Genomic DNA, 24,575 nt, shown 5'->3' on the forward strand with positions numbered 1-24,575 from the left:
CATCACTCCTTTACTTAAAGGCCAACATCCGGCAGCTGTGGACGGGTCGCCAGCGCCTTCTCAACAATCGCCACCACTTGCGCACGGGTATCCCCTTCCAGCGCCAGACGCGGTGGACGGGTAATGGCGCTGCCACGCCCCAGCAATTCTTCACAGAGCTTGATGCACTGCACCAGATCCGGGCGCGCATCCAGATGCAGCAACGGCATAAACCAGCGGTAAAGCGCCATCGCTTCCTCATAACGCTGTTGTTTCGCCAGGCGGAACAACGTCTCCCCTTCACGCGGGAAGGCGTTCGACATTCCGGAGATCCAGCCTTCCGCCCCAACGGCAATGCTCTCGACCACCACATCATCCAGCCCAGCGAACAGCACAAAGCGGTCGCCAACAGAGTTACGCAGGTCGATAAAACGGCGGGTATCGCCGGAGGAGTCTTTGAAACAGACGATGTTGTCGCAGTCGGCAAGCGTCGCCAGGATATCCGGCGTCACGTCGTTTTTGTAAATCGGCGGGTTGTTGTACACCATGATAGGCAGGTCGGTAGCCGTAGCCACACTGCGGAAGTGGGCCGCTGTTTCATGCGGTTTTGAGGAATACACCAGCGCAGGCATCACCATAATACCGTCGACGCCCACGCGCTCTGCCTCTTTCGCCATCTTCTGTGCAAATGCGGTGGTGAATTCGGCCACCCCCGCAATGACTGGGATCTGACCGCCCGCTGCATCTTTCGCTACTTCGATGATCTGCAGCTTTTCCTGCGTGGTCAGAGAGGTGTTCTCCCCCACGCTGCCGCACACCACCAGGCCAGAAACACCATCCTTGACCAGGTTTTTCATCACCGTATGGGTGGCATCCAGATCCAGGGAATAATCGCTACGAAACTGGGTGCTGACTGCCGGGAATACACCGCTCCAGTGAATGGCTTTCTTGCTCATGTTCGGTTCCTTGTCGTCAATTTGTTAATTTAAAGTGAATGAATGGTGAATATTCACTGACAGATTGACGTTTCAGGCGACCGACTGCTTGGTGGTTTTCTTCCTCTTTGATGACGAAATTAGCACAGTGAGTGTGTCTTACCCGGCAAGCGTAATACGAAAATCACGCGGCGTAGAGCCCGTCATCGCCTTAAACTGGCGGCTAAACGCGCTGTGATCGGTATAACCGCACTGCAACGCAATATCGGTAATCGGCGTATCGCCCGCCAGCAGTTCGGTGGCTTTTTCCAGCCGAACTTTGTGGATCATCTGGCGCGGCGTGAGATGAAAAATACGCTTACAGTAGCGCTCAATTTGCGCCACCGACATGCCGCTCAGGGCAGTTAGCTCTTCCATCGCGATGGGACGGTGATAATGGTTGCGGATATGATCGTCGACGATCGCCAGCCGCTGCCACGCCGGGTGACGCGCTTGCGCTTCCTGCAGATCGTGTGAAATCCCCGCCATACCGATGACCTGGCCCTGCGCATCCCGCAGCGCCAGCTTCTGGGTCAAACACCAGCCGCGTTCACGACCGTTGTAGAGATGCATTTCCAGCTGATCGCGCAGCGTTACCCCTTCGCGCAGCACCCGCATATCCTGCTCGGTATAGCCCAGCCCAAGCGCTGAAGGGAAAACATCAGCAGAGGTTTTACCCAACAGAGAAACCACCGTCTTAAACCCGCAGCGTCGTGCCAGGGTCATATTGACCATTAAATAGCGGGCCTGCACATCTTTGATAAAAAAAACCACATTCGGAATGGCATTGAGCAGCGGCGCAATCAATGCCATCGCATGGAGCAACGTCTGGATATTGTCCGGACGCTGACGCGCCAACCCCTCACATATCTGGCTAAGTTCAGCCACTTCAGGCACCGGCGACGGGGCCCGCACATCATTAATCACACAGGACATCACGCTTCCTCCCGATTAGTGATCTGAATATTTATTAACTTTTTGTTAACCTAGCAAGCATCCTTACTGTGTTTTGCGATCCTGCCGTAGATTTATAATTTCCCCTTTTCCAGCCACTGGCGCAGTTGCCTATTTTGGTTTACCACGTCACTAACAAAATGATTAATAACAAATAAATATGATAATGCCTTAACGATGACAGCGGTCATTATGCTGATTTCGTCATTTGCGGTGACGAAAGCGATCAAGCCGGGACGCAAGGCTTGCGTCAGCATTTAGCAACAAAATATTAACTTCCCGGAGATCCTATGACAGCACAGTACAGTGAACTGAGAGTGATTGATTCTCACACCGGCGGTGAACCCACTCGCCTGGTCATCGACGGCTTTCCGGATCTGGGAGCGGGGAACATGAGCGAGCGTCGCGAGCGCTTTTCCCGCGACTACGACGACTGGCGTAAAGCCATTATTCTTGAGCCGCGCGGTAACGACGTTCTGGTCGGTGCATTGCTCTGTGAGCCAGTTTCGCCACAGGCCACGGCGGGAGTCATCTTCTTTAACAACTGCGGCTTTCTGAACATGTGCGGTCACGGCACCATCGGGCTGATTGCCTCGCTGGCATGGCTTGGGCGCATTCAACCCGGTAAACATCTGATTGAAACGCCGGTGGGCGATGTGACCGCCACGCTGCACGAAGACGGCAGCGTCTCGGTCGAAAACGTGCCGGCCTACCGCTGGCGTAAGCAGGTACAGGTTGAAACCATCCACGGTACGGTAACGGGTGATATCGCCTGGGGCGGCAACTGGTTCTTCCTCGTCAACGATCATCCGTTCGCGGTCTCGCCGGAAAAGATCCCTGAATTGACGGAGTACGCATGGGCAATCCGTGAAGGGTTAGATCGTGCAGGCATCCGTGGCGAACATAACGGCATTATCGATCACATCGAACTGTTTGCAGAAGATGATCGCGCGGACAGCCGCAGCTTTGTACTCTGCCCCGGAAAAGCCTGGGATCGATCGCCCTGCGGCACCGGCACCAGCGCTAAGCTGGCCTGTCTGGCAGAGGACGGAAAACTCAAATCCGGAGAATCCTGGCGGCAGGCGAGCATCATCGGCAGCGAATTTACGGCGCATTTCGTGCCGCATGGCGACAAGATCGTCCCAACAATCCGCGGGGAGGCATGGGTCTGTGGTGACAACCGACTGATCCTCAATCCTGAAGATCCGTTCTGCTGGGGGATCTCGCTGTGATCGAAAGTGACGTCATCGTCATCGGTGCCGGGATTATCGGGGCCGCCTGCGCCTGGCAACTGGCCGCTCGCGGGCAGCGAGTCACGCTGGTCGATGACGGCAATGCGGGCGCGACGGCGGCAGGTATGGGTCACCTGGTGTGCATGGATGACGATCCTGCGGAGCTCGCACTCTCCGCCTGGTCTCTGGCGTGCTGGCGCAAACTGACGCCCCGGATGCCGGAAAGCTGTGCCTGGCGCGGATGCGGCACGCTGTGGCTGGCGGAAACGCCGCAAGAGCTTGCGCTGGCAGAAGAAAAAAAACAACGGATGGCACAATACCAGGTTGTCAGTGAAATGCAGACCCGCGATCGGCTTGCCGCGCGCGAACCGCTGCTCACCACCGGACTCGCTGGCGGGCTGTGGGTCCCCGGCGACGGGATAGTTTACGCCCCAAACGTCGCCCGCTGGTTTATTAACGATGCCAATTTAACGCATCTTCGGGATAGCGCCCTCTCTGTTGATGCCCCTTACGTCACCCTACACAGCGGTAAACGACTGCGTGCACGCGCCATCGTCATCGCCAGCGGTCTGGGTGCCAATATGCTGCTGGGTGAAAACTGGCTCATACCCAAAAAAGGCCAGTTGGCGATCACCGACCGCTACGGCCCCTTGCTCAGCCACCAGCTGGTAGAGTTGGGATACGGTGCCAGCGCCCATGCAGGCGGCACCTCAGTGGCATTTAACATTCAGCCACGCCCCACCGGACAGTTGCTGATTGGCTCCTCCCGCCAGTTTGATAACACCGACCGCGAGGTTGACCTCCCCCTGCTGGCACAGATGCTGGCGCGAGCGCGCCATTTTTTACCCTCTCTGGAGACGCTAAATATCATCCGTTGCTGGAGCGGTTTTCGCGCGGCATCGGCTGACGGTAACCCGCTGATTGGCCCACATCCTGCGCGTCCGGGTATCTGGCTGGCGCTGGGACATGAAGGACTGGGCGTCACAACCGCGCCAGCAACCGCCGAGTTACTTTGCGCCCAGATCCTTGGCGAGCACCCGGCGGTATCCCCGGACGCCTGGCTCCCCGCACGTCTGCACAAGCAGGAGGCCATCGCATGACGACCCTGAACGTGATTATCGACGGCCAGAGCTGTGAGGTTCCCGTCGGAATGAGTATTGCCGCAGCACTGGCCCTGGTGGGCAACGGCGTGACCCGTCGTTCGGTGAGTGGTCAACTGCGCGCGCCCTTCTGCGGAATGGGCGTTTGCCAGGAGTGCCGCGTCACGGTGAACGGACACCGGGTGCTGGCCTGCCAGACGGAATGCCAGCCCGAAATGGTGATTGAAAGGAGCCATCATGCAAAGCGTTGACTGTGAGATCCTGATCCTTGGCGCAGGGCCAGCCGGGTTGTCGGCGGCACTGGCTGCCGCACGCTGTGGAAAATCAGTGATAATCCTTGATGACAACCCGCGCCCCGGCGGGCAAATCTGGCGCGACGGGCCGCAGGTCTCGCTCCCCCGGGACGCCAGGCGGCTTCGTCAGGCGGTAGCTGAACATCCCAACATCACACTGCTGAGCGGAGCCCGGCTAATTGCCCGCCCCGACCCACATTCCGTAGTCTTCGAAACCGCAGACGACTGCGGCGAAATCCGCTGGCAGCGGCTGATTTTATGCTGCGGCGCCAGAGAACTCTCGCTGCCTTTTCCCGGCTGGACGCTACCCAATGTGACGGGGGCCGGAGGCCTGCAGGCGCAGATAAAACACGGCCTACAACTCAAGGGGGAACGCGTGGTCATTGCAGGCAGCGGTCCTCTTCTGCTGGCGGTCGCCAGTACGGTGAAACGCGCTGGCGGGAATATTGTCGCCATCATCGAACAGGCCCCGATGACCGCACTGGCCCGTTTCGCAACCGGGCTATGGCGCTGGCCTGAAAAATTGCGTCAGTTCGGCGAGCTCTTTCCAGCCCGATATCATCCGGCAAGCCAGATCATCCAAGCGCAGGGTGATACCTGTCTGCAGTCAGTGACCGTGCGCCACCAGGGGCAAACCCGCGAGATTGCTTGCGATAGGCTGGCCATTGGCTATGGGCTGGTACCGAATATAGAACCTGGCGCAATCTTTGGCTGCAAAACAGAAAATCAGGCTATTTGGGTCGATGCGGATCAACGCACCAGTGTGCAGGACATCTATGCGGCAGGAGAATGCACCGGCTTTGGCGGCAGCGAGCTGGCGTTAGCCGAGGGAGAAATTGCCGGCTACGCCGCCGCAAATTGTCCGCAAAAGGCCCAAAGCGCCATCTCCGCGCGCGCCCGCTGGCAGCGTTTTGCCCAGGCGTTGCATACGACGTTTGCGCTGCCGGAGTCGCTAAAAGCCGCGACCACCGCGGATATGCTGCTCTGCCGTTGTGAGGATATTCGTTGTGGCGACGTGCAAAACGCCGAAAGCTGGCAGGCGGCAAAGCTCGCTTCACGCTGTGGAATGGGAGCCTGCCAGGGAAAAGTCTGCGCCACCAGCGCCCGCTGGCTGTACGGCTGGCCGCTGCCGCAGCCGCGCGAACCGCTCTCCCCCGCGCGTGTCGACACGCTTATCCATCTCGCAAAACCAGAGGGTGATGGTCAGGTATAAAGGCGCCCACTGGCGCCTTTTTTGATGTGGTGTATCCGTAGACCGTTTCGTCAAAGGGAATAATTTTCATCTTCACCCATATCTATTTCGCTCTGTGTATTGGGAACCGAGCGTCCTATTTATGCCAAACATTCAAAAATATAAAGGGAATGTAATTCATGGTTAAAATATGATAAACCCAACACTTCAAATTACCAATATTGCTTTTATTAACAAGCAGAAACCAGCATAACACCCCAGTAAATAACCTTTTCTTTTCATATAGTTATAAAAATAACACTTACTAAAAAAAGGTTTTTTATACCCCCCCTATGAATGAGCATGAATAACTTAAAAATAATATGGCGAAAAAAGTGTTTTATTTAATCTGCGAATTCGATAATGAATATTGTTTTTAGTGTTGGCCGAAATAGACACAGCAACGCTTGATTAAGTGATATTTTGCGAGCATCATCGCAATTATTTACCCGAAAATGAAATCAATGACTTCCAGTAAATCCCTGCAGCAGGCAATTGCCGACATCACCATCTGGCGTAAAGGCGAGCAGCGTGCGCCGCACAAGCCTCTGCTGCTGCTTCATGTGCTGGCGGGGTATCAGCAGGGTCACGGTCGCCTGTTTGATTACGGTTCAGAAGTTCGCGACCCCTTGCATAGCCTGCTGGAGCGATTTGGACCGCAACGCGCGCAGTATCGCCCGGATATGCCCTTCTGGCGCTTACAGGGAGATGGGTTCTGGGAGCTACAAAACGCCGAGCATTGTTCAACATCCGGCAGCAGCAAACAGCCCCCTGCCGGAGAACTGGTGGCGCATAACGTTGCCGGAGGCTTTGATGAACAACATTTTGCCCTGCTGAAAAAGAGCAACAACCTCATTAACACCCTGGCACAGCAAATTCTCGAGGCTCACTTCACCGAAAGCATCCAGGAAGAGATCGCGGATGAACTGGGGTTTGATATCCTGCAAATCCGCAAACAGCGGGACCCATTGTTCCGCCAGCAGGTTCTGCGTGCCTATAACTATGAATGCGCCATTTGTGGCTTCAATATGCGCCACGACAGCACTTCGGTTGCCCTGGAAGCCGCCCATATCAAATGGAAACAGCACGGCGGTCCGTGCGAGATTTCGAACGGCCTGGCGCTGTGTGCAATCCACCATAAAGCATTTGATAAAGGTTCGATTGGGCTGGATGAGAGTATGCGAGTTCAGGTGTCACCCGCAGTAAATGGCAGCGGCATGGTGGGCAGACTATTCTGGGATTTCGACGGGAAGGAGATTGCTCTACCGATGATGCGCGAGAATTATCCAAAAGAAGGTTTTGTGGAGTGGCACAGGAAGGAGGTGTTTAGAGGGTGAGTGCGAAGGCCGGACTCGCACATTCATTTAAATTGTTGTAAAAAATGGATTTTATTCATAATCAATTCAATTATGCCCCCTTTTGTGCCCCCTCCAATCGCTGTTCACATTTTGATTTTTGTTGATTATTTATCCAAAAATTATCGAAGAAATAGTCAATCCAGTTAGGTTCCGTTAAACGGATCCAAACCGGGACTTGACTCAACAAAAAATACTTTTTTTTCGCAAAACCATGCACACTATTCACTCTGCAACTTTTAATTTATATATCAATTGGTTATGTATTAACAGTTAGGTGAAGAGTGAACTGCTATCTCTACATTCGTACGTTTCCAATAAGAAACCCGGCATCAGCCGGGTTAGTTGTAATTATTTGATTGTTGGCTCATCACACTTGGGAAGCCAGTCTGCATTACTTTCCTCTTTTAAAGTGAGGTTAGTCTGCATTCCCTGATTAGTTCGCCGCTTCTCATAATTTAGCCCGTATTCCTTCAGCATAACTGGTAGCCCTTTGCCAAACATTGTCAGGCTAAGGGTATTTTTAAAGCCATTAGCCTCCATGTATACGAGATAGGCATGGTAAAGGTACGTACGTGGCTGGCGCGGGACAATATTGGCGTTCCCCATAAACATGCCGTTGGTGTCAGGTAATGCCTCAAGGTAGCCACAAAAATCAAATGCTGGATCAGCATCACGCTTGATGGTGAGAGCCTCATCAGAATTCTGCTGCGACTGAAGCAATGTTCTGGCGCTCATCGGATCGCTGAAACGCTGCATGAGCTGACGAACAATCACAGCCAGTTCTCGTGCAATTTTATCTTTCAACTGCGGATCGCGTTCTTCCGGTGCTATCTGCTCAGGAAAATGCAGAATAACTCTCCTGCGGGACACACCACCACTGCGATCAGTGAAGCGCATAGGATTATTATTTACGGCCAGGATAACCGCCGGAATATGTGTTGAATAAGCATTCTGATATTTGGGGTCCACAGATACTGCATCGCCACCAGTTATAGCCTTAAGCCCGGCGCCGTCGCCGCTCCACTTCTCCTGATCAGGCAGGCGAATAAGAGAAAAACCTATCAGAGCCGCACGTTCTCGCGGGGACTCCAGCGTTTCAATGGTCGCAGAGGTGGCGTTATCCTCTCCAGCAAGCATGGTCGCAATTTCAGCCAGAATACTTTTGCCACTTCCACCAGGGCCAGTCACTTCCAGAAAGAGCTGCCAGTCATAGCGGTTCGCTAGCACCATAAATAACGCTGCAAGAATAATGTCACGTTTTGCTGGCTTGTGTCCGGCGGCCCGGTCCAGCCAACGCCAGAATGCCGGGGCATGAGTTTCAAGCGTTTCCCCCTTTACCGGTGGCGTGAAATCGACTTCACACAGGGTACGCAGCCAGTTCTCTTTACAGTGCGGACTAAAAAGCCCTGTTCGCGTATCGAGAACGCCATTACGAAAACCAATCAGATGACGTGACGGATTTTGCTGCTGCGGAACAATTAACTTTAATGTTTCCACCAGTGAGGCAATTTTTCCTGAGGAAAACGGTGCCCCGAGGCGCTGGAAAAGGGCTGCGACATCTCGGGCAAAATCTGACTGAGAAATAACTTTCCACGCTCCAGACTCGTAGCGGGATAAAAGCTGCCCGTTCGGATCAACCGCCAGTGCATCCCTGTAATGCTCCCGAACCCTCTGAGCTTTTTCGCTGACACTCATCGCTGTGAATTCTGCTTCACTCATTGTGTCGAAAGGACTGGCGTTATGTGGCTTCAAAGCCTCAAGAATTGCCTTCCGGGTGGATTCCTCTCCGTATTGGGTAAGCGCATCATTCCAGTCACCAAAAACCGGTGGCAGCACAATGTCACACTGACTCGCTTTTGCAGCAGTTTCAGCCCTGTTCTGGCCTGAACCATTCAGATCGCGGTCCGCTGCAATAATTAACTGATATCCAGGATACTTATTATGGGCAACGCTGCTCAGAGAAAGAAAGTTGACCGACGAAAATGCCACCATGACGGCTTCTCCTGTCAAATAATGAATGGTAAGCGCCGTGGCGTAACCTTCCGCAATCCAAATCCTTCTTACAGAACTCCCGCCCCCTTCTATCAGATGATAGGCCTCCTTAACCTGACCTCCTTTAAGAAAACACTTGCTACCATTGCCACTGATAAGCTGAATATTCACCAGCTCCCCGTCAGCGTTATAGAGTGGGACGATCAAATCACCGGGGCGGAACATCACCCCGCCGGCCTTATGAGCTGAAGTCAGCTCATGGCAAATATGCTCCGGGAAACCTTTATGTGTAAGATAAGTGTTTCCGGCAGATTCACGCGAGGCTTGCAGCAGTCGCGCGGCAAGTGCTGCCGCTGCATCTTTCCCGCTATCGGTATCGGCGGTTAACGTCCTGACCTCGGAATTAACTATAGACAGATCATGTGTCAGTCCATGTATCCTGTCAGCTGCTTCACTGATATCCACATTCAGTGCCCTGGTGACAAGCGCTAAACCATCCCCGGCTCCGCACTGATTGCAGAACCATGTTCCGCGTCCTTCCTGATCGTCGAAGCGAAAACGATCTTTACCGCCACAGACCGGGCAAGGCTGATGGCGATTTTTCAATATATTCACGCCCAGCGCTGGCAGAATCTGAGCCCAGTGACCGCGGGCAGCCTTCACGGCCTGACTGACTTTCATTCCTGACATGACGCAGTTCTCCCTCAGTGTAAAACCGGCTTTTTGATGTGACGGACGCATAACTCATCCATTACGGCTATTCCGAGCTGGGAGAGTGCGGGACAGGACATTAGAGGGCCGTATTCCATCAGGTCTGAAAGCAGGGCGCAGGCGATTTCCATGCCTTTTGTTTGCCCGTGCTGTCGCAGATAAAATCCTTCAAGCTCACGGGCAATAGCGGTTTCAATTTCATCCAGAGTGAGCTGCAGATGGCGGTTTTGCTGATAGCAGGCACTCAACCAGGCGCAGGCTACCGCGCGGCGATACAACGCTACCCGAAGTGAAAGGGAAAGAGTGCGTGATTTCATTGCACCACCTCCATGTTCATGAGGTCATCCTGGCAACGCTGTACCACGCCATCAAGCTGCTCTGTCATCAGATAAATCAGGGAAACCAGTTGTTCACATTGAGCACTGGCAGGTTTTTCGTAGCAATCCTGAAGAACAGCCATTCCAGTGACAAACTCTCCCACGTTACGAAGATGCTTCAGGCGGAGAATATCGTCATAAGAGATTGCGGCGTGATTCATTAGATCACCTCCCGGACAGGCAGGCGAGCAGCAAGACAAAGCACATACTCATGGACCAGTGAAAGACGTGCATGATGCTCATTGCTGGCGATGATACGCAGCATACTGATACGTGGTTTACGTTCTGCACGACGAACGGCGGCAAAAACAAATATAAATTGAGGATGTGACGGGGCGAGGATCGTAGCCATAAGGGCAACCTCCAATAAGTAGCGGTAAATGCCACCACCGGAGTTCCTACGCTCATGGGTGGTGACCCGAACGGGGGTAGGAATACCGGCCTTATTGGAAACCGGCCAGCCCGAAGGCTGCCCCGCCCGGACCACCATTATCTGAAAGGGGCTAAGGTATAAGCACCGCAGCCCGAAAAATGGGTGTGCCTGAGCAACGACGTAAAAAAAGACGCACGGCGCGTCTGGTGTCGCCAATAAGTAACTCGGGTTCCTACGCCCGGCAGCCGATTTTGCGGCAGCGGGAAAACTATACCTGGAAAAGATATCAGGACGCAAGCCAGAAAAAAGGAGATGAGACTGCAAAGCAAGTTTCACGCATGGCCTCCTTGCTCGCGGGCAGCAATTCGCGCCGCCATCCATGCACTGACCTCCGACTGTACCCAGGCCACATTTTTTCCACCCAGGGATATCTGCTGCGGGAAGGCATCGCGGCTGATAAGGTCGTAGATGGTTGAACGGGATAGCCCGCAAAGGTGCATCACTTCAGGTAATCGTATGAAGCGCTCCTGCTGAGCCGGAACCGGGAGCACCGGAGCAGCTGGTGCCGGGGTGGAAACGGAAATACTATTCATCTGGCTACCTCTCTAATATGTTTACAACAGTCCGGGCAATTCCATGCGGATTCAGGTAGTTCCTTATTATGTTTATATAAGCGGCTCGCGCATGCTTTATTTATTTTGTGTGAAATGTTGATTTCTCAAAAAATAAAACAGCTAAAAACCGTATGAAACGAACAAAAACAAACAATTCCTTTATGGAATATAATAAGGAGCATCAATAATAAAAAAGTCTATTACACTAGGCAGGATCACAGCTCAAATCTGAACCAGCCCATATCATTCAGGGCTTTACATCATAAGCACTAAGACAATACCTGATTAATAAAAGAGCCAAAAACGGCCAAAAATAAACAGCTCACCATGTGTATCAATAAATCCGATGATTAAAGAAATTAAATTACCATCTTACTTCCGCATGTATCCGGATGTGTTTAATGAACATCAGACAAATTCATTTTTATGAATATTTCCCTGAAATGCAACTGAGTGCAGGGAGGTTGAATGTTCAATTATTAAACAGACATAAGACATCTTTTATTCTTTACATAGAATATGTATTGAATACTGGTGAATATTGGTGATGAGAAAAGCTCCAGTAATAAACTGAAATAAATATCGCGACTTATATGAAAAATAAATATATGTTTAATTTTATCTCTGTGAACAGTCATGAACAGTAGATGATCACTTTAATTAAAACACTACACCACTTAACCACATGTATTTACTATATTTTTATTGAAGTGAACAGTAGTGAATAGTATGTATTAAAGGAAGGGTGTAGATCAGACATGACACCTTTCTCTGGCTAGCCAGAACAAGGTCATTGTTCAGTCACTGACACAATCCTCCTCGGTAGTGCGCTTGTATGGACCCCGGCACAATTGACACAACAACAAAACACTACCGGAGCAGCCATGACAACTGTTAACCAGATCTCTGATGCAAACATTACCCCCACCCTCCCGCCGAAAATTCGCGAAGCGGTGGAAAAAGTTAAGGCAGCAAAAGCTGTCTGGCAGGAAGAACGGCGAAAACAAACCGAAGCCGCTGCAATGACTGAAACTATCCGTAAACGTCAGGAAGATACAAAAACGGAGACGCAGGCGCTTAATGATGAATGGCGAAACCTGTTTCGTGAGAATCAGGGGAATATGACGCCACGAATGAAAAAACTGCGGGCAGAAATCGCCCTAGGACGCGAAACACTAGATGAGTTCGAAGATTTGCTGGCTGCTCAGGCTGCAGAAAATGAATTCCTGCCATGGAAAACTGCGGATGCTGCAAACCGCTACATCAGCGAACATAATCACCTGATTGAAACTCATGCAGTGTGGCTCTGGAATGAGTTTATGAAGGAACACGGCCAGAAACTTATTCAGATCCTTGGATTGCTGAAAATGACTCTGGGCCGAAGCGCATCTTCTGTTATCGGTGTAGTTCATACCGTAAACGACCCCGAAAGTGTGCTGAAGCAATTTATCAGCGAGCAACTCACCACTCCGGCACTGTTCTGTAACGTATCTTCAACGGATGATATTGCCCTGCCGGGGATCAGCATTTATGCGGACGATAAAGCCATACAGGATGCCAGACAATCACCCAGCCCTGCAGCACGTTCCCGGATGCTTAAACAGCGTGACATGGCTAAAGGGGGCGAGAAGGAATGAATACCGGAACCATTACTCAGGAAGCTCTCAACGATTACCGCGCGGCAATAAAAAGCTGGCTGACACTACGTAATGTGCAAAGTACCAGCCAGCTTCGTCTGGCTGCTTTGCTGGATACTGAAGAAAAACCCGCAGCATATGCCAGCCAGCTTGAGGATCTTCGTGAGCGTCTTGCACTCCTCGAATGGCAGATTAACTGTGCCGCCCGGGATGGTCTTTATGCTCACCAGATTGTGCTGGAAAGCTGTGTTACAAGCGCAACGGAAAACTTCATGAGCGAGCATGGTGATGCACTCACTGACGCTCTGGCTCCTTTTCTTTGCGCACCATACGGGCTTGAGGCGGCAATGAAAATATTACGAACCGCTGTAGCCCGACAAACGGAAGTCCGTACTCCGGTAATTCCAGCAGCATATAAGAGCATTATCGACGAAACCGGATTAACGGTGGATGCATCAATGCGCGCTGATGCTTCAGCCAGTTTCACCCCGGCACAACATAAAGTTTTCCTGGCCCGCCTTAATCGACTTAATGAAAAAGGAGTGTGCTGATATGGCCCTGAAGTGTCCTGAATGTGGCGCGGTCGCTCACGCCAGAACCAGCGCCTATGAAGCTCCGTCGGTTAAACGCTCATGGTATCAGTGCCAGAATCTGGAATGTTCCTGCACATTTACCGCACTGGAAAGCGTGGATACGATCATTATGAAGCCTCGACGCAATGAACAGGAATCAGACAAAGCAAAAATGCCGGAAAAACAGCAGCAAACTCTCAATCGCTATGGCTCCGCATCAAAGCTGTCAAACCGTCAGCAAATTCCTGTCTGATTAGCAAAATACGCCCACGAAGTCCCGGTCCAGTACCGGGATTTTTTACGCCTGTTCCCTGGCTGGCCTGAGAGCGTATGAGTGCATATCTATGGCGCATGAAAACGCATGAGTCTCATGCGCCATTTTTGACGCGAAAGCCCTTGTGTGGTGGCTTCTGAGACGATTTACGGGGTGCATGAAAACCAGTCTGTTAAGCGAAGCGGGCAGGCGGGCGGGGCTGTGCACGTTGGTGATTTTGTAATTATGTAGTTTAATATTGAGTTTCTCCCAAAAGTAGGTTTAATATAGCTTCAGCTACGATGTAGTTTTGATACAGCATTGAATAATCTTCTTTTAATTAATTTAGCCAAGCAGTTATTTTACGGTGCAAATACATTACAAGGTTCTAATCCATGCATTTAAAAAATATGACTATCGGTGGTTTTAAAAGTTTTTCATATAATGAACCACAAAAAATTTCATTTGAAAAAGACAGAACAGTATTCATAGGTAACAATGGAACCGGAAAGAGTGCAATTCTTGATGCACTAAATAAATTATTCAGTGTTTCAAATTCATTCCGAACCATATATCCTTCTGAATTTCATGTTGAAAACGAAGATGATCAAACCCAAATTAAAAATCTCTTCATAGATGTCACATTTGCTTTCGGCAAAATAAAAGATGATGTAAGTATCCCTTCGTTAATAGAACAAATGACACTCGATGACGGAGAGGATGTAATCTTTAGGGTCCGACTTGAAGCATCATTAAGTTATGAATTTTCAGATGTCGGCGATATAGATGAAAACATCTATATCATTACAGATATCTCAGAAACTCCCAGCGATGATTGCAAAATAAAATTATCACCATTGATTCGAAATTCAATTCAAATCCATTACGTACCTGCGACCAGAGATCCATTAAAACAATTAACTTACTCCTCATCAGCGGTTTTGGGTAAGTTAATGAAAGCGATTAACTGGGATGAAAATGCTAGGGACGAGTATAAAGAGAAAGCATTAGAACTGATTGCCATCGCGAAGAAAAACAAAGAGATAAGTTTAATATCAGAGTCCATTAATAGTGGATGGTCAACACTTTATAAAGAGAGTGTACTTTCAAATGCCCAATTAGACTTCCCTCTAAACTCGATAGATGACTTGATGAAGTTAGTTACTTTATTCTTAAGTCCCAATGAACAAGGTGCAATTATATCGGCTGAATTACTTAGTGATGGTCAAAGATCCCTGATGTATCTTGCAATAATCAATGCATTATTTAACGTGGAAATAAAAATAAAACACGCGGCTAAAGGTGAATATAGTTTTGATAAATCAAAATTAAGACTCCCAATATTTAGCTTAATTTCATTAGAAGAACCAGAAAACCATTTATCACCTCATTATCTCGGTAGGATAATAAAGTTATTTTCCAACTATGCCGAGAAAGATTCATTCCAAATGGTAATGTCTACGCATTCAACCTCTATAATGTCCAGAATAGAACCTGAACAGGTTCGACATTTTTCCTTGAAAAACACTTGTAGTGTTATAAATAAATTAGAACTACCGTTGAAATCCGATGAGAAATTTAAATTTATAAATGAAGCGGTCAAATCATATCCTGAAATATATTTTGCTAGTCTTGTAATTTTAGTGGAGGGTGATAGTGAGCAGGTAATACTACCCAAAATATTTGAATCTTATAACTTTGACGCAGATAGTAAAAATATTGCAATTGCTCCTTTAGGTGGTAGGCATGTAAATCATTTCTGGCGCTTACTTGAGTCTTTAAAAGTACCTTACATAACATTATTAGATCTCGACCTAGGAAGAAATGGTGGAGGATTTGAAAGAATCAAATATGCCATAAAACAATTATCCTCTCATAGGAATGTAACTTATTTACATTCTGAGATGCTTGACCGATTACCTAATTGGGACTCGGAGCAAGATCCATTAACTTTTACAATATGTTACAAAGATGGAAAAGAAGTAAATATTGTCGACGAGTTAAAAAAGCATAATATATTTTTCTCTGCTCCTTTAGATATAGACTATATGATGATTAATTCGTTTCCTGAAATTTATTGTGAAATAGATTCAGAAAACAATGAAAGGGGACCAGAGGTTTTGAAGCAAGAAAAAATAATTGAAAATGACATAATAAAACAAGTCCTTAAAGATGGAAACAAAGGGAATAAAAATTATAAACATGATAATGGTTATTTAACAAAATTTGTTTGGTATAATTATAGATTCCTTGGCAGTAAAAGCAAACCAGCCTCTCACATACGGCTTATTAATAAAATAAAGGGATCACTTGTCGAAAGGATGCCAAGCGTTCTTAAAGAATTAGTAGAAAGAGTGGGAGAGATTAGCCATGGTAGATAATTCTTTACCACAATGGAATCCAGAAGAATTCATTGTTAAAACTAATGAGTTAGAAAGTATTATTTATGAACAAGACTCATTATCAATACTAGCAGGGCCTGGGGCTGGTAAAACTGAGATGCTTGCTCAAAAAACCATTTATCTTTTAGAGCATGATATTTGCCCTTGGCCTAAGAAAATTCTTTTCCTAACATTCAAAAACGAAGCTAGTAAAAATGTCAAAGATAGAGTATTAAAGCGCTCACCTGAGGCAAATGACAGATTTCTATCTAAGACTTATCATTCCTTTGCTAAATCTATCGTCGATAGATTCAGATTATCACTTGATGAAAACATAAGACCTAATGCAGGATATGATGTTATATTCAAGGGTAAGAGCGATAAAAACAAAGTTCATATTAGTGATGTAATTAAATATGCGTCAGCAATAATAAAAAACAATGGAAAAATTCCGATTTTATATCAGGAATGTTTTACTCATATTTTTCTTGATGAATTCCAAGATACCACATTACAGCAGTATGAGCTTATTTCATTATTATTCTTGAATAGCCAAGTAAAAATTATTTGTGTAGGAGATCTAAATCAAAGCATTATGCTTTTTGCTCAAGCTTATCCTGAAATATATCGACTAGTAGAGACAGATTTTAAACCTAAAAGAAAATTACTAATTAGTAATTTTAGAGCCGGCGTTAAAATAAAAGAATTCTTAAGCCACTTTCAACCTTTTGTCGAAAAAGGAGTATTTAATCAGATAACACCACATAAAAATAATAACTGCACAATTCATCATTTTAATGATGATATCAATGAGTCGGAATTCATAACTGACTATGTATTAAATAAAATTGCATCTGGATTTTCACCAGAAGACATATGTATACTCACCCGACAAAAATCAAGCAACTACAGTGCTAAATTATGTGATCGATTAAATAATAAAGGCATCAGTAATATTGTTTATGATACTTTTCAGGATGCGATAGCAGATCCATTAGGAATTATCTTTAGTTTAATCCTCGAATGTGCATTGATAAAATCACCTAAGGCTTGGTCTGAGTTGTTAAATCTATATATAGAACTGAACATAATAGATGAGAACAATGACTCTGATAATAATAAGTTAATAACGTTTATTGATTATTTTTCAACTACTAAAAAAGCTACGGCTTTCAACGACTATAAGAATGTTTTAGATTTTATAACAAATATAATTGATCACATAGGCCTCAATCTAATAAAGAGCAAATGGCCACAACACAAATCAGTTGAACATACAAAATACATTTGGACGGAGTTAGCTAAACAACTTCATAAAATATACTCAAATAATATTGACAGAGAAACAATTGTGATGAATTTCTGTGGGAAGCAATCATTAAAAATAATGAACATACATAAATGCAAAGGGCTTGAGTATAAAGCCGTGATACTAATTGGTTTCGAGGACGAGGCTTTCTGGAATTATTCTGATGATAACTTCGAAGAGCGATGCGTTCTGTATGTGGCGTTTACTAGAGCTAAAGAAGAGATATTAATAACACAATCAGATTATAGAGACTTTATATCTGGTGGCAGAAAAAAAACCAGTCAAGAAATCACTTCAAAATTAAGGGATAATTTAATCGACAAATGCGGGTTTATACTCCACTTACATTAGTCGCAAAGTATCTCATAGAGAAGTATCATATTTTATGATCCTTCTCTAGCAAAGTCATAAGGAGATATAGAACGTGATTTATTGGAATATAGAAAATCTGCCCACCACTGCACCATCAAACGACGCTCATCCAAATGCTCAGAAGTATGAATATAAGCAGCACGCACATTATTACGCTCTGAGTGGCTCAACTGGCGCTCGATCGCATCATCGCTCCATAGCCCTGACTCCCCCAATGCACCACGCGCCATCGTTCTGAACCCATGCCCACATACCTCAGTTTTCGTGTCATATCCCATTGCACGCAATGCACTATTTACCGTGTTTTCACTCATAACCTTAGTTGCGTCATGATCTCCAGGGAACAGCAGCTCTTTATCGCCACTAATCTGCTTAAGCTGCTCTAACAAAACCATCGCCTGCCGACTAAGCGGAACGATATGCTCCTCTTTCATTTTCATGCCACGATACGAGTAACGCACACCTTTTATTTCCTCTCGCTTTGCAGGTATACGCCAGAGAGATTTATCAAAGTCGAACTCATCCCATCTCGCAAAACGTAGCTCACTGGAACGCACAAAAGTTAGCAAAGAAAGCTCGACCGCGATCCGTGTCATTACACGGCCACGATATGCAGCAAGACGTGCAAGAAACTCAGGGAACCGGCTAGAAGGTAAAGCAGGGTAATGTCGCGCTTTGGTTGTCGATAGTGCACCGGCCATATCGCTGGCTGGATTTGAGTCGATGTAATCGTTCTGTACGGCATAACGCATAATGGCCGTGACGCGCTGTTGCAGGCGCTGAGCGACATCGTGTTTGCCACTGGCATCAACTTTTTTAATCGGGGCTAACAGGTGGCTAGTTTTAAGCTGCCGAATGTCGGACGAACCAATATGAGGGAAGATATAAAGCTCAAGATAGCGAAGAACGCGCGATCGATGGTCTTCACTCCAGCGCTTGTTACTGGCATTCCATTCTCGGGCGATAGTTTCAAAAGTATATGCCCCCGAATTCGCGGCCTGAGCTTCTTTCTGTTCGGCTTTTGGGTCTATGCCCTGCACTAAAAGCTTTTTAGCTTCATCGCGTTTTGCTCTTGCCTGAGCAAGCGTCACAGTAGGCCAAACACCAAAAGCGAGGCGATCCTCTTTTTTGTCAGAGGGACGTCTGTATTTCATGCGCCAGTATTTGGAACCTTTGGCCGAAACCTCAAGATACAAACCGCCACCATCGGCCATTTTGTAGGTTTTGTCTTTTGGCTTTGCGGTCTCGACCTGTCTGGCGTTGAGCTTCATTTGGGGGCACATTTCTAATCGAAGTTAAGATGCCCCCAATTATGCCCCCAATGACATCCGGATTTCAACGGACAACCTCGGACGACGCAGGACGTAAAAATCGCTGCAAGCATTGATTTTAAAGGGATAGTTAGACTTTCTCGGATGGTCTTGGAAGTACTAATGGTGCCGAAGGCCGGACTCGAACCGGCACGTATTTCTACGGTTGATTTTGAATCAACTGCGTCTACCGATTTCGCCACTCCGGCACGGAAGGGATGCGGAAAACGTTGTGGATTATACCTGTCATGCGCCACCATGCAAGCGCCAGCGTGTGTCTGGCTCGCTAAGTGTTGAAAATTTCAGCATTACCTTTCTTAGCTGTAACCCTCATCACAGTTTGCCCCCTCCTTAATCCCCCCTTCTGCGAAGCGTCCCGTTTCCCCATGCTCTACACTTCCAGTTCAACACCATACTGAGGGAAACACGATGTCGATGATAAAAAGCTACGCTGCAAAAGCGGCGGGCAGCGAACTCGAACTCTATGAATATGATGCGGGCGAGCTTAAGCCGGAAGATGTCGAAGTCCAGGTCGATTACTGCGGTATCTGCCATTCCGATTTGTCGATGATCGACAACGAATGGGGATTCTCTCAGTATCCGCTGGTTGCCGGGCATGAGGTGATTGGTCGCGTGGCGGCGCTCGGCAGCGCGGCGCAGGATAAAGGTCTGAAGGTTGGTCAGCGCGTCGGCGTTGGCTGGACGGCACGCAGCTGCGGGCACTGCGATGCCTGTATCAGCGGCAATCAGATTAACTGTCTGGAAGGGTCTGTCCCCACAATTCTTAATCGCGGTGGCTTTGCTGAGAAGCTGCGGGCCGACTGGCAGTGGGTGATCCCGCTACCGGAGAGTATCGATCTGGCGGCAGCTGGCCCATTACTGTGCGGCGGCATCACGGTGTTCAAACCGCTGCTGATGCACCATATCACCGCCACCAGCCGCGTCGGGGTGATCGGCATCGGCGGCCTGGGGCATATCGCCATTAAGCTGTTACACGCGATGGGTTGCGAAGTGACCGCGTTCAGCTCCAATCCGGCGAAAGAGCAGGAAGTGCTGGCGATGGGAGCGGATAAGGTGGTCAACAGCCGCGATCCGGATGCGCTAAAAGCGCTGGCGGGCCAGTTCGATCTCATTATTAATACGGTTAACGTCGATCTCGACTGGCAGCCCTATTTTGAAGCGCTGGCCTACGGCGGTAACTTCCATACCGTCGGCGCGGTGCTGAAGCCGCTGCCGGTTCCGGCGTTCACCTTAATAGCCGGAGATCGCAGCATCTCCGGTTCGGCGACCGGTACGCCGTTCGAGCTGCGCAAGCTGATGAAATTTGCCGGGCGCAGCAAGGTGTCGCCCACCACCGAACTGTACCCGATGTCGCAAATTAACGAAGCTATCCAGCACGTGCGTGACGGTAAGGCCCGCTACCGCGTAGTGCTTAAAGCAGACTTCTGATCGTCTTTGCCGGGTGGCGTAAGCTTCCCGGCTATTCTCCCCGCTATTCCAGACAGGTTAAATTCTCCTCACAATCTCCGCAATTTAGCGGTGAAGAGTGCGTCACGGTTGCCTATACTCCAGGCAGGATAAATGGAGGAAATCTCAATGAGCGCACCCCTGCTAATTGCCCGCACGCCGGACACCGAACTGTTTTTACTGCCAGGCATGGCCAACCGTCACGGGCTGATTACCGGCGCGACCGGGACCGGTAAAACCGTCACGCTACAGAAGCTGGCCGAATCGCTTTCCGAGATTGGCGTTCCGGTATTTATGGCCGATGTGAAAGGTGACTTGACCGGCGTAGCCGAGGAAGGACAAGCCTCTGACAAGCTGCTCGCCCGCCTGAAAAATATCGGTATTACTGACTGGCAACCGCATGCTAATCCGGTCACGGTGTGGGATATCTTCGGCGAAAAAGGTCATCCCGTGCGGGCCACGGTATCTGACCTCGGTCCGCTGCTGCTGGCCCGTCTGCTGAACCTCAACGACGTGCAGTCCGGCGTGCTGGATATTATCTTCCGTATTGCCGATGACCAGGGTCTGTTGCTGCTCGATTTCAAAGACCTGCGGGCTATCACCCAGTACATTGGCGATAACGCTAAATCCTTCCAGAATCAGTACGGCAATATCAGTAGCGCCTCGGTCGGGGCGATCCAGCGCGGGCTGCTATCGCTGGAGCAACAGGGCGCGGCACACTTCTTTGGCGAACCGATGCTGGACATCAAAGACTGGATGCGTACCGATGCCAACGGCAAAGGGATGATTAATATCCTCAGCGCCGAGAAGCTCTATCAGATGCCCAAACTGTACGCCGCCAGCCTGCTGTGGATGCTCTCCGAGCTGTACGAACAGCTGCCGGAAGCGGGCGATCTGGAAAAACCAAAACTGGTGTTTTTCTTCGATGAAGCGCACCTGCTGTTCAACGATGCTCCGCAGGTGCTGCTGGATAAAATCGAACAGGTGATCCGCCTGATCCGCTCGAAAGGGGTCGGTGTGTGGTTCGTCTCGCAAAACCCGTCGGATATTCCGGACAACGTGCTTGGTCAGTTGGGAAACCGTGTGCAACATGCCCTGCGCGCGTTCACGCCGAAAGATCAGAAAGCGGTGAAAAGCGCGGCGCAAACCATGCGCGCCAACCCGGCATTTGATACCGAAAAAGCCATTCAGGAGCTGGGAACCGGTGAGGCGCTGGTGTCGTTTCTGGATGCCAAAGGCAGCCCGTCGGTGGTTGAACGAGCAATGGTGATTGCGCCATGCTCACGGATGGGGCCGGTGACGGACGACGAGCGCAACGGGCTGATTAATCACTCTTCGTTGCACGGTAAATATGAAGAAGAGATCGACCGCGAGTCCGCCTATGAACGTTTACAGCAAGGCGTGCAGGCCAGTACCGAGCAGCAAAATACGCCTCCCGCCAACGGTAAAGCTGTCGATGTGGACGGCGGTATTCTCGGTGGGTTGAAGGATATTCTGTTTGGCAGCACCGGACCGCGCGGCGGTAAGCGCGATGGCGTAGTGCAGAGCGTGGCGAAAAGCGCGGCGCGACAGGTTACCAATCAGATAATCCGCGGCATGTTGGGGAGTTTGATGGGCGGGAGAAAACGCTAGCCCCGTGTTACGTTGCCGGATGGCGGCGTAAACGCCTACTCCGGCCTACGGGTCCGGAGTAGGCCTGAAAAGCGCAACGCCATCAGGCCTACGATTACTGTGATTACGACTTACGCAGCATCAGCCACAGGCTTATCAGGAAGAAGCTGGCGCTTGGCAGCAGCGCACCGATAATCGGCGGAATGCCGTACACCAGCGTCAGCGGGCCAAAGATTTGGTCCAGCACATAGAACACAAAGCCAAAGCTAATCCCTGTCACCACGCGCACGCCCATCGGGACGCTACGCAGCGGACCAAAGATAAACGACAGCGCCATCAGCATCATGACCGCTACAGACAGCGGCTGGAAGACTTTGCTCCACATATTGAGCTGGTAGCGTCCGGCATCCTGGCCGCTCGACTTCAGGTACTTCACGTAGTTATGCAGACCGCTAATCGACAGCGCATCAGGATCCAACGCCACAACGCCGAGCTTGTCGGGTGTCAGGTTGGTTTTCCAGGTGCCGCTCACCGTTTGCGAGCCGGTGATTTGCTTCGGATCGGTCAGGTTGGATTCATCCACCTGCGACAAACGCCAGACCTTCTGCTCCGGGTCAAACGTCGCGCTCGCAGCGTAGCGTACAGACTGCAGACGGCGCTTGTCGTTAAACGAGTAGATGCTAATCCCGCCTAATTCGGCGTCGCCTTTCACCCGCTCGATGTAGACAAAGCTGTCACCGTCTTTCGCCCACAACCCCTGCTGAGTAGAGAGCAGCGAGCCGCCGTACATCTGCTGCGCACGGTAGTTACGCGCCATCTGTTCGCCTTGTGGCGCGACCCATTCGCCGATAGCCATCGTCAGCAGCACCAGCGGAATCGCGGTTTTCATCACCGACAACGCCACCTGCATACGGGTAAAGCCGGAAGCCTGCATCACCACCAGTTCACTGCGCTGGGCCAGCATGCCCAGCCCCAGCAATGCCCCCAGCAGCGCCGCCATCGGGAAGAAGATCTGGATATCTTTCGGCGCACTGAGCAGGGTATACAGCCCGGCGCCCATCGCATCGTAGCTCCCCTGCCCGGCTTTTTTCAGCTGGTCAACGAACTTGATGATCCCGGAGAGCGACACCAGCATGAACAGCGTCATCATGATGGTGGTGAAAATGGTTTTACCGATATAGCGGTCAAGTACACCAAAAGGCTGCATTATACCGCTCCTTTACGCATAAAACGGGCACGCAAGCGGCGCATCGGCACCGTATCCCAGAGGTTAAGCACAATCGCCAGCGCCAGATATGCCAGGTTAACCGTCCACATCCAGAACACTGGATCCAGCTTACCTTTACCGCCGTTCGACTTCAGCGACGTCTGAACCAGGAAGAACAGCAAATAGAGCAGCATTGCTGGCAGCATCGACAGCACGCGCCCCTGACGCGGGTTCACCACGCTCAGCGGTACAACCATCAGCGCCATCATAAATACGGTGAATACTAACGTGATACGCCAGGTCAGCTCCGCGCGGGCACGATCGGTGTCGGTCGTCCACAGCGTACGCATGTTCATCTGGTCGGTATCGTTTGGATCCAGTGCCACGGCCTGATGACCGATAATCGCCTGATAATCCTGGAAGTCGGTAATGCGGAAATCGCGCAGCAGCGCGGTACCTTCAAAGCGCGTCCCCTGGTTCAGCGTCACGACCTGAGAGCCATCACGCATCTGGGTAAGATGTCCGGAATCGGCTACGACGACCGAAGGACGAGCGTTGCCTTTCGGGCGGATTTGCGCGAGGAACACGTCTTTGAAGTTGCTGCCGTCAACGCTTTCGATAAACAGCACCGAACTGCCGTTGGTCGCCTGCTGGAATTGCCCCTGAGCAAGCGCCGCCATACCGGGGTTCGCTTTCGCCTCCGCCAGGACTTCGTCCTGATGTCTGGAGGACCACGGCCCGGCCCACATCACGTTGACCGCCGCAATAATACTGGTAAACAGCGCCAGCACCATCGCCGCTTTCACGAGCACTGCCTTGCTCAGCCCGCAGGCGTGCATGACCGTAATTTCGCTTTCGGTATACAGTTTGCCCAGCGTCATCAACAGCCCGAGGAACAGGCTTAAGGGCAAGATAAGTTGCGCCATTTCTGGCACGCCCAGCCCCAGCAGCGAGAGCACCAGATTTGCCGGGATATCACCGTCAACCGCCGCACCAAGGATCCTGACCAACTTTTGACAAAAGAAGATCAAAAGCAGGATGAATAGGATCGCAAGTTGGCTTTTGAGCGTTTCCCGAACCAGATATCTTATGATTATCACTTTAAATACGCCCGTAAAAACCCGTCTTTTGCCGGAATTTAGCTTGTTTCATGGCTTAAACGTCATTTATTCTCTTGAGTCGTCGAAATCGTCGCTAAGATCATTATACTCAACGGATCCACCTCTCAGAAATTGTTCTGACGTGCCAATGCCGTAATAACGTTAAGA

General features: G+C 49.8%; 23 protein-coding genes and 1 tRNA gene. 12 read left to right on the plus strand and 12 right to left on the minus strand.

The features are described from left to right. Nucleotides 1–14: 14 nt before the first annotated feature. Entirely contained in the window at nt 15–935 is a 921-nt protein-coding gene (locus OGX97_RS05230; RefSeq protein WP_003830108.1) for a dihydrodipicolinate synthase family protein, read from the minus strand. Nucleotides 936–1,073: 138 nt separating this feature from the next. After that, nucleotides 1,074–1,889, minus strand: coding sequence for an AraC family transcriptional regulator (locus OGX97_RS05235; protein WP_008786078.1), 816 nt, complete (start codon nt 1,887–1,889; stop codon nt 1,074–1,076). Nucleotides 1,890–2,197: 308 nt separating this feature from the next. Here OGX97_RS05235 and OGX97_RS05240 point away from each other — a divergent pair, with 308 nt between their 5' ends. From OGX97_RS05240 to OGX97_RS05260, 5 genes are all read left to right on the plus strand, one after another. Next, complete coding sequence (locus tag OGX97_RS05240; RefSeq protein ID WP_235125616.1) at nt 2,198–3,139, plus strand: 4-hydroxyproline epimerase; 942 nt, start codon at nt 2,198–2,200, stop codon at nt 3,137–3,139. After that, nucleotides 3,136–4,239 (plus strand): NAD(P)/FAD-dependent oxidoreductase, encoded by a 1,104-nt coding sequence (locus OGX97_RS05245; RefSeq protein ID WP_279850994.1) that lies wholly within the window; start codon nt 3,136–3,138, stop codon nt 4,237–4,239. Before OGX97_RS05240 ends, OGX97_RS05245 begins: the two co-directional genes overlap by 4 nt. Then, entirely contained in the window at nt 4,236–4,490 is a 255-nt protein-coding gene (locus tag OGX97_RS05250) for a (2Fe-2S)-binding protein (RefSeq protein WP_008786074.1), read from the plus strand. Before OGX97_RS05245 ends, OGX97_RS05250 begins: the two co-directional genes overlap by 4 nt. Next, nucleotides 4,477–5,745, plus strand: a complete 1,269-nt coding sequence (locus OGX97_RS05255) for an NAD(P)/FAD-dependent oxidoreductase (RefSeq protein ID WP_279850993.1) — start codon at nt 4,477–4,479, stop codon at nt 5,743–5,745. The genes OGX97_RS05250 and OGX97_RS05255 overlap by 14 nt, the downstream gene beginning before the upstream one ends. Nucleotides 5,746–6,227: 482 nt before the next feature. After that, on the plus strand, nt 6,228–7,100 hold the full coding sequence (locus OGX97_RS05260; protein WP_267439785.1) for a phosphorothioated DNA-binding restriction endonuclease: 873 nt from the start codon (nt 6,228–6,230) through the stop codon (nt 7,098–7,100). A gap of 369 nt (nt 7,101–7,469) precedes the next feature. On the opposite strand, the gene OGX97_RS05265 is transcribed toward OGX97_RS05260, so the two are convergent. Genes OGX97_RS05265 through OGX97_RS05285 form a run of 5 tightly spaced genes read right to left on the minus strand, consistent with a single transcriptional unit; the run spans nt 7,470 to nt 11,167 of the window. Beyond that, entirely contained in the window at nt 7,470–9,803 is a 2,334-nt protein-coding gene (locus OGX97_RS05265; RefSeq protein ID WP_006810290.1) for a primase-helicase zinc-binding domain-containing protein, read from the minus strand. A gap of 14 nt (nt 9,804–9,817) precedes the next feature. Next, nucleotides 9,818–10,141: a DUF5375 family protein gene (locus tag OGX97_RS05270; protein WP_000842358.1), complete on the minus strand. Its 324-nt coding sequence runs from the start codon at nt 10,139–10,141 to the stop codon at nt 9,818–9,820. Then, the gene (locus tag OGX97_RS05275; RefSeq protein WP_001014979.1) at nt 10,138–10,362 is read right to left on the minus strand and encodes a hypothetical protein; all 225 of its coding nucleotides are present in this window, start codon (nt 10,360–10,362) and stop codon (nt 10,138–10,140) included. Before OGX97_RS05275 ends, OGX97_RS05270 begins: the two co-directional genes overlap by 4 nt. Continuing rightward, on the minus strand, nt 10,362–10,910 hold the full coding sequence (locus tag OGX97_RS05280; RefSeq protein ID WP_000761643.1) for a host cell division inhibitor Icd-like protein: 549 nt from the start codon (nt 10,908–10,910) through the stop codon (nt 10,362–10,364). Before OGX97_RS05280 ends, OGX97_RS05275 begins: the two co-directional genes overlap by 1 nt. Further along, nucleotides 10,907–11,167: a helix-turn-helix transcriptional regulator gene (locus OGX97_RS05285; RefSeq protein ID WP_001084853.1), complete on the minus strand. Its 261-nt coding sequence runs from the start codon at nt 11,165–11,167 to the stop codon at nt 10,907–10,909. The genes OGX97_RS05280 and OGX97_RS05285 overlap by 4 nt, the downstream gene beginning before the upstream one ends. A gap of 905 nt (nt 11,168–12,072) precedes the next feature. On the opposite strand from OGX97_RS05285, the gene OGX97_RS05290 reads away from it, so the two are divergent. The 5 genes from OGX97_RS05290 to OGX97_RS05310 all read left to right on the plus strand — a co-directional run bounded on the left by OGX97_RS05290 (nt 12,073) and on the right by OGX97_RS05310 (nt 17,691). After that, entirely contained in the window at nt 12,073–12,825 is a 753-nt protein-coding gene (locus OGX97_RS05290) for a phage polarity suppression protein (RefSeq protein ID WP_000214380.1), read from the plus strand. After that, a complete protein-coding gene (locus OGX97_RS05295) occupies nt 12,822–13,376 on the plus strand; it encodes a phage polarity suppression protein (protein WP_006810292.1) in 555 nt (184 codons plus the stop codon). Before OGX97_RS05290 ends, OGX97_RS05295 begins: the two co-directional genes overlap by 4 nt. A gap of 1 nt (nt 13,377) precedes the next feature. Next, entirely contained in the window at nt 13,378–13,650 is a 273-nt protein-coding gene (locus tag OGX97_RS05300; protein WP_006810293.1) for an ogr/Delta-like zinc finger family protein, read from the plus strand. Nucleotides 13,651–14,045: 395 nt separating this feature from the next. Next, nucleotides 14,046–16,031, plus strand: coding sequence for an ATP-dependent nuclease (locus OGX97_RS05305; protein WP_006810294.1), 1,986 nt, complete (start codon nt 14,046–14,048; stop codon nt 16,029–16,031). After that, nucleotides 16,021–17,691: an ATP-dependent helicase gene (locus OGX97_RS05310; protein ID WP_006810295.1), complete on the plus strand. Its 1,671-nt coding sequence runs from the start codon at nt 16,021–16,023 to the stop codon at nt 17,689–17,691. The genes OGX97_RS05305 and OGX97_RS05310 overlap by 11 nt, the downstream gene beginning before the upstream one ends. Before the next feature lie 32 nt (nt 17,692–17,723). Here the strand turns inward: OGX97_RS05310 and OGX97_RS05315 are convergent, their stop codons facing one another. Both OGX97_RS05315 and OGX97_RS05320 read right to left on the minus strand, forming a co-directional pair. After that, nucleotides 17,724–18,983: a tyrosine-type recombinase/integrase gene (locus tag OGX97_RS05315; RefSeq protein ID WP_279850990.1), complete on the minus strand. Its 1,260-nt coding sequence runs from the start codon at nt 18,981–18,983 to the stop codon at nt 17,724–17,726. Nucleotides 18,984–19,146: 163 nt separating this feature from the next. Next, nucleotides 19,147–19,231: transfer RNA gene (locus OGX97_RS05320), tRNA-Leu, on the minus strand. 220 nt (nt 19,232–19,451) lie between these two features. Between OGX97_RS05320 and ahr the strand changes: the two genes are divergently transcribed. Together ahr and OGX97_RS05330 are read left to right on the plus strand one after the other, a co-directional pair. Next, nucleotides 19,452–20,471 carry an NADPH-dependent aldehyde reductase Ahr gene (gene ahr, locus OGX97_RS05325; RefSeq protein WP_048236253.1) on the plus strand — a complete coding sequence of 340 codons (1,020 nt, stop codon included), beginning with the start codon at nt 19,452–19,454 and terminating at the stop codon, nt 20,469–20,471. A gap of 147 nt (nt 20,472–20,618) precedes the next feature. Then, the gene (locus OGX97_RS05330) at nt 20,619–22,121 is read left to right on the plus strand and encodes a helicase HerA-like C-terminal domain-containing protein (RefSeq protein ID WP_279850989.1); all 1,503 of its coding nucleotides are present in this window, start codon (nt 20,619–20,621) and stop codon (nt 22,119–22,121) included. Nucleotides 22,122–22,224: 103 nt separating this feature from the next. On the opposite strand, the gene lptG is transcribed toward OGX97_RS05330, so the two are convergent. The 3 genes from lptG to OGX97_RS05345 all read right to left on the minus strand — a co-directional run bounded on the left by lptG (nt 22,225) and on the right by OGX97_RS05345 (nt 24,520). Then, nucleotides 22,225–23,307 (minus strand): LPS export ABC transporter permease LptG, encoded by a 1,083-nt coding sequence (gene lptG, locus OGX97_RS05335; RefSeq protein WP_008786067.1) that lies wholly within the window; start codon nt 23,305–23,307, stop codon nt 22,225–22,227. Continuing rightward, on the minus strand, nt 23,307–24,407 hold the full coding sequence (gene lptF / locus OGX97_RS05340) for an LPS export ABC transporter permease LptF (RefSeq protein ID WP_032942200.1): 1,101 nt from the start codon (nt 24,405–24,407) through the stop codon (nt 23,307–23,309). The genes lptG and lptF overlap by 1 nt, the downstream gene beginning before the upstream one ends. A 62-nt stretch (nt 24,408–24,469) precedes the next feature. Then, nucleotides 24,470–24,520 carry a hypothetical protein gene (locus OGX97_RS05345; RefSeq protein ID WP_212723231.1) on the minus strand — a complete coding sequence of 17 codons (51 nt, stop codon included), beginning with the start codon at nt 24,518–24,520 and terminating at the stop codon, nt 24,470–24,472. Nucleotides 24,521–24,575 lie beyond the last annotated feature (55 nt).

This window comes from Citrobacter sp. Cpo061, assembly GCF_030332845.1.
Classification (GTDB): Bacteria; Pseudomonadota; Gammaproteobacteria; order Enterobacterales; family Enterobacteriaceae; genus Citrobacter; species Citrobacter portucalensis.

What these genes read in the sequence shown, in the direction of transcription:
- OGX97_RS05250 (WP_008786074.1), top strand. Translation starts at nt 4,236, where the DNA reads ATGACGACCCTGAACGTGATTATCGACGGCCAGAGCTGTGAGGTTCCC.
- ahr (WP_048236253.1), top strand. Translation starts at nt 19,452, where the DNA reads ATGTCGATGATAAAAAGCTACGCTGCAAAAGCGGCGGGCAGCGAACTC.
- OGX97_RS05270 (WP_000842358.1), bottom strand. Translation starts at nt 10,141, where the DNA reads ATGAAATCACGCACTCTTTCCCTTTCACTTCGGGTAGCGTTGTATCGC.
- OGX97_RS05300 (WP_006810293.1), top strand. Translation starts at nt 13,378, where the DNA reads ATGGCCCTGAAGTGTCCTGAATGTGGCGCGGTCGCTCACGCCAGAACC.
- OGX97_RS05315 (WP_279850990.1), bottom strand. Translation starts at nt 18,983, where the DNA reads ATGAAGCTCAACGCCAGACAGGTCGAGACCGCAAAGCCAAAAGACAAA.
- OGX97_RS05240 (WP_235125616.1), top strand. Translation starts at nt 2,198, where the DNA reads ATGACAGCACAGTACAGTGAACTGAGAGTGATTGATTCTCACACCGGC.
- OGX97_RS05305 (WP_006810294.1), top strand. Translation starts at nt 14,046, where the DNA reads ATGCATTTAAAAAATATGACTATCGGTGGTTTTAAAAGTTTTTCATAT.
- OGX97_RS05260 (WP_267439785.1), top strand. Translation starts at nt 6,228, where the DNA reads ATGACTTCCAGTAAATCCCTGCAGCAGGCAATTGCCGACATCACCATC.
- OGX97_RS05330 (WP_279850989.1), top strand. Translation starts at nt 20,619, where the DNA reads ATGAGCGCACCCCTGCTAATTGCCCGCACGCCGGACACCGAACTGTTT.
- OGX97_RS05290 (WP_000214380.1), top strand. Translation starts at nt 12,073, where the DNA reads ATGACAACTGTTAACCAGATCTCTGATGCAAACATTACCCCCACCCTC.
- OGX97_RS05235 (WP_008786078.1), bottom strand. Translation starts at nt 1,889, where the DNA reads ATGTCCTGTGTGATTAATGATGTGCGGGCCCCGTCGCCGGTGCCTGAA.
- OGX97_RS05265 (WP_006810290.1), bottom strand. Translation starts at nt 9,803, where the DNA reads ATGTCAGGAATGAAAGTCAGTCAGGCCGTGAAGGCTGCCCGCGGTCAC.
- OGX97_RS05230 (WP_003830108.1), bottom strand. Translation starts at nt 935, where the DNA reads ATGAGCAAGAAAGCCATTCACTGGAGCGGTGTATTCCCGGCAGTCAGC.
- OGX97_RS05255 (WP_279850993.1), top strand. Translation starts at nt 4,477, where the DNA reads ATGCAAAGCGTTGACTGTGAGATCCTGATCCTTGGCGCAGGGCCAGCC.
- OGX97_RS05275 (WP_001014979.1), bottom strand. Translation starts at nt 10,362, where the DNA reads ATGAATCACGCCGCAATCTCTTATGACGATATTCTCCGCCTGAAGCAT.
- OGX97_RS05295 (WP_006810292.1), top strand. Translation starts at nt 12,822, where the DNA reads ATGAATACCGGAACCATTACTCAGGAAGCTCTCAACGATTACCGCGCG.
- OGX97_RS05285 (WP_001084853.1), bottom strand. Translation starts at nt 11,167, where the DNA reads ATGAATAGTATTTCCGTTTCCACCCCGGCACCAGCTGCTCCGGTGCTC.
- lptG (WP_008786067.1), bottom strand. Translation starts at nt 23,307, where the DNA reads ATGCAGCCTTTTGGTGTACTTGACCGCTATATCGGTAAAACCATTTTC.
- OGX97_RS05310 (WP_006810295.1), top strand. Translation starts at nt 16,021, where the DNA reads ATGGTAGATAATTCTTTACCACAATGGAATCCAGAAGAATTCATTGTT.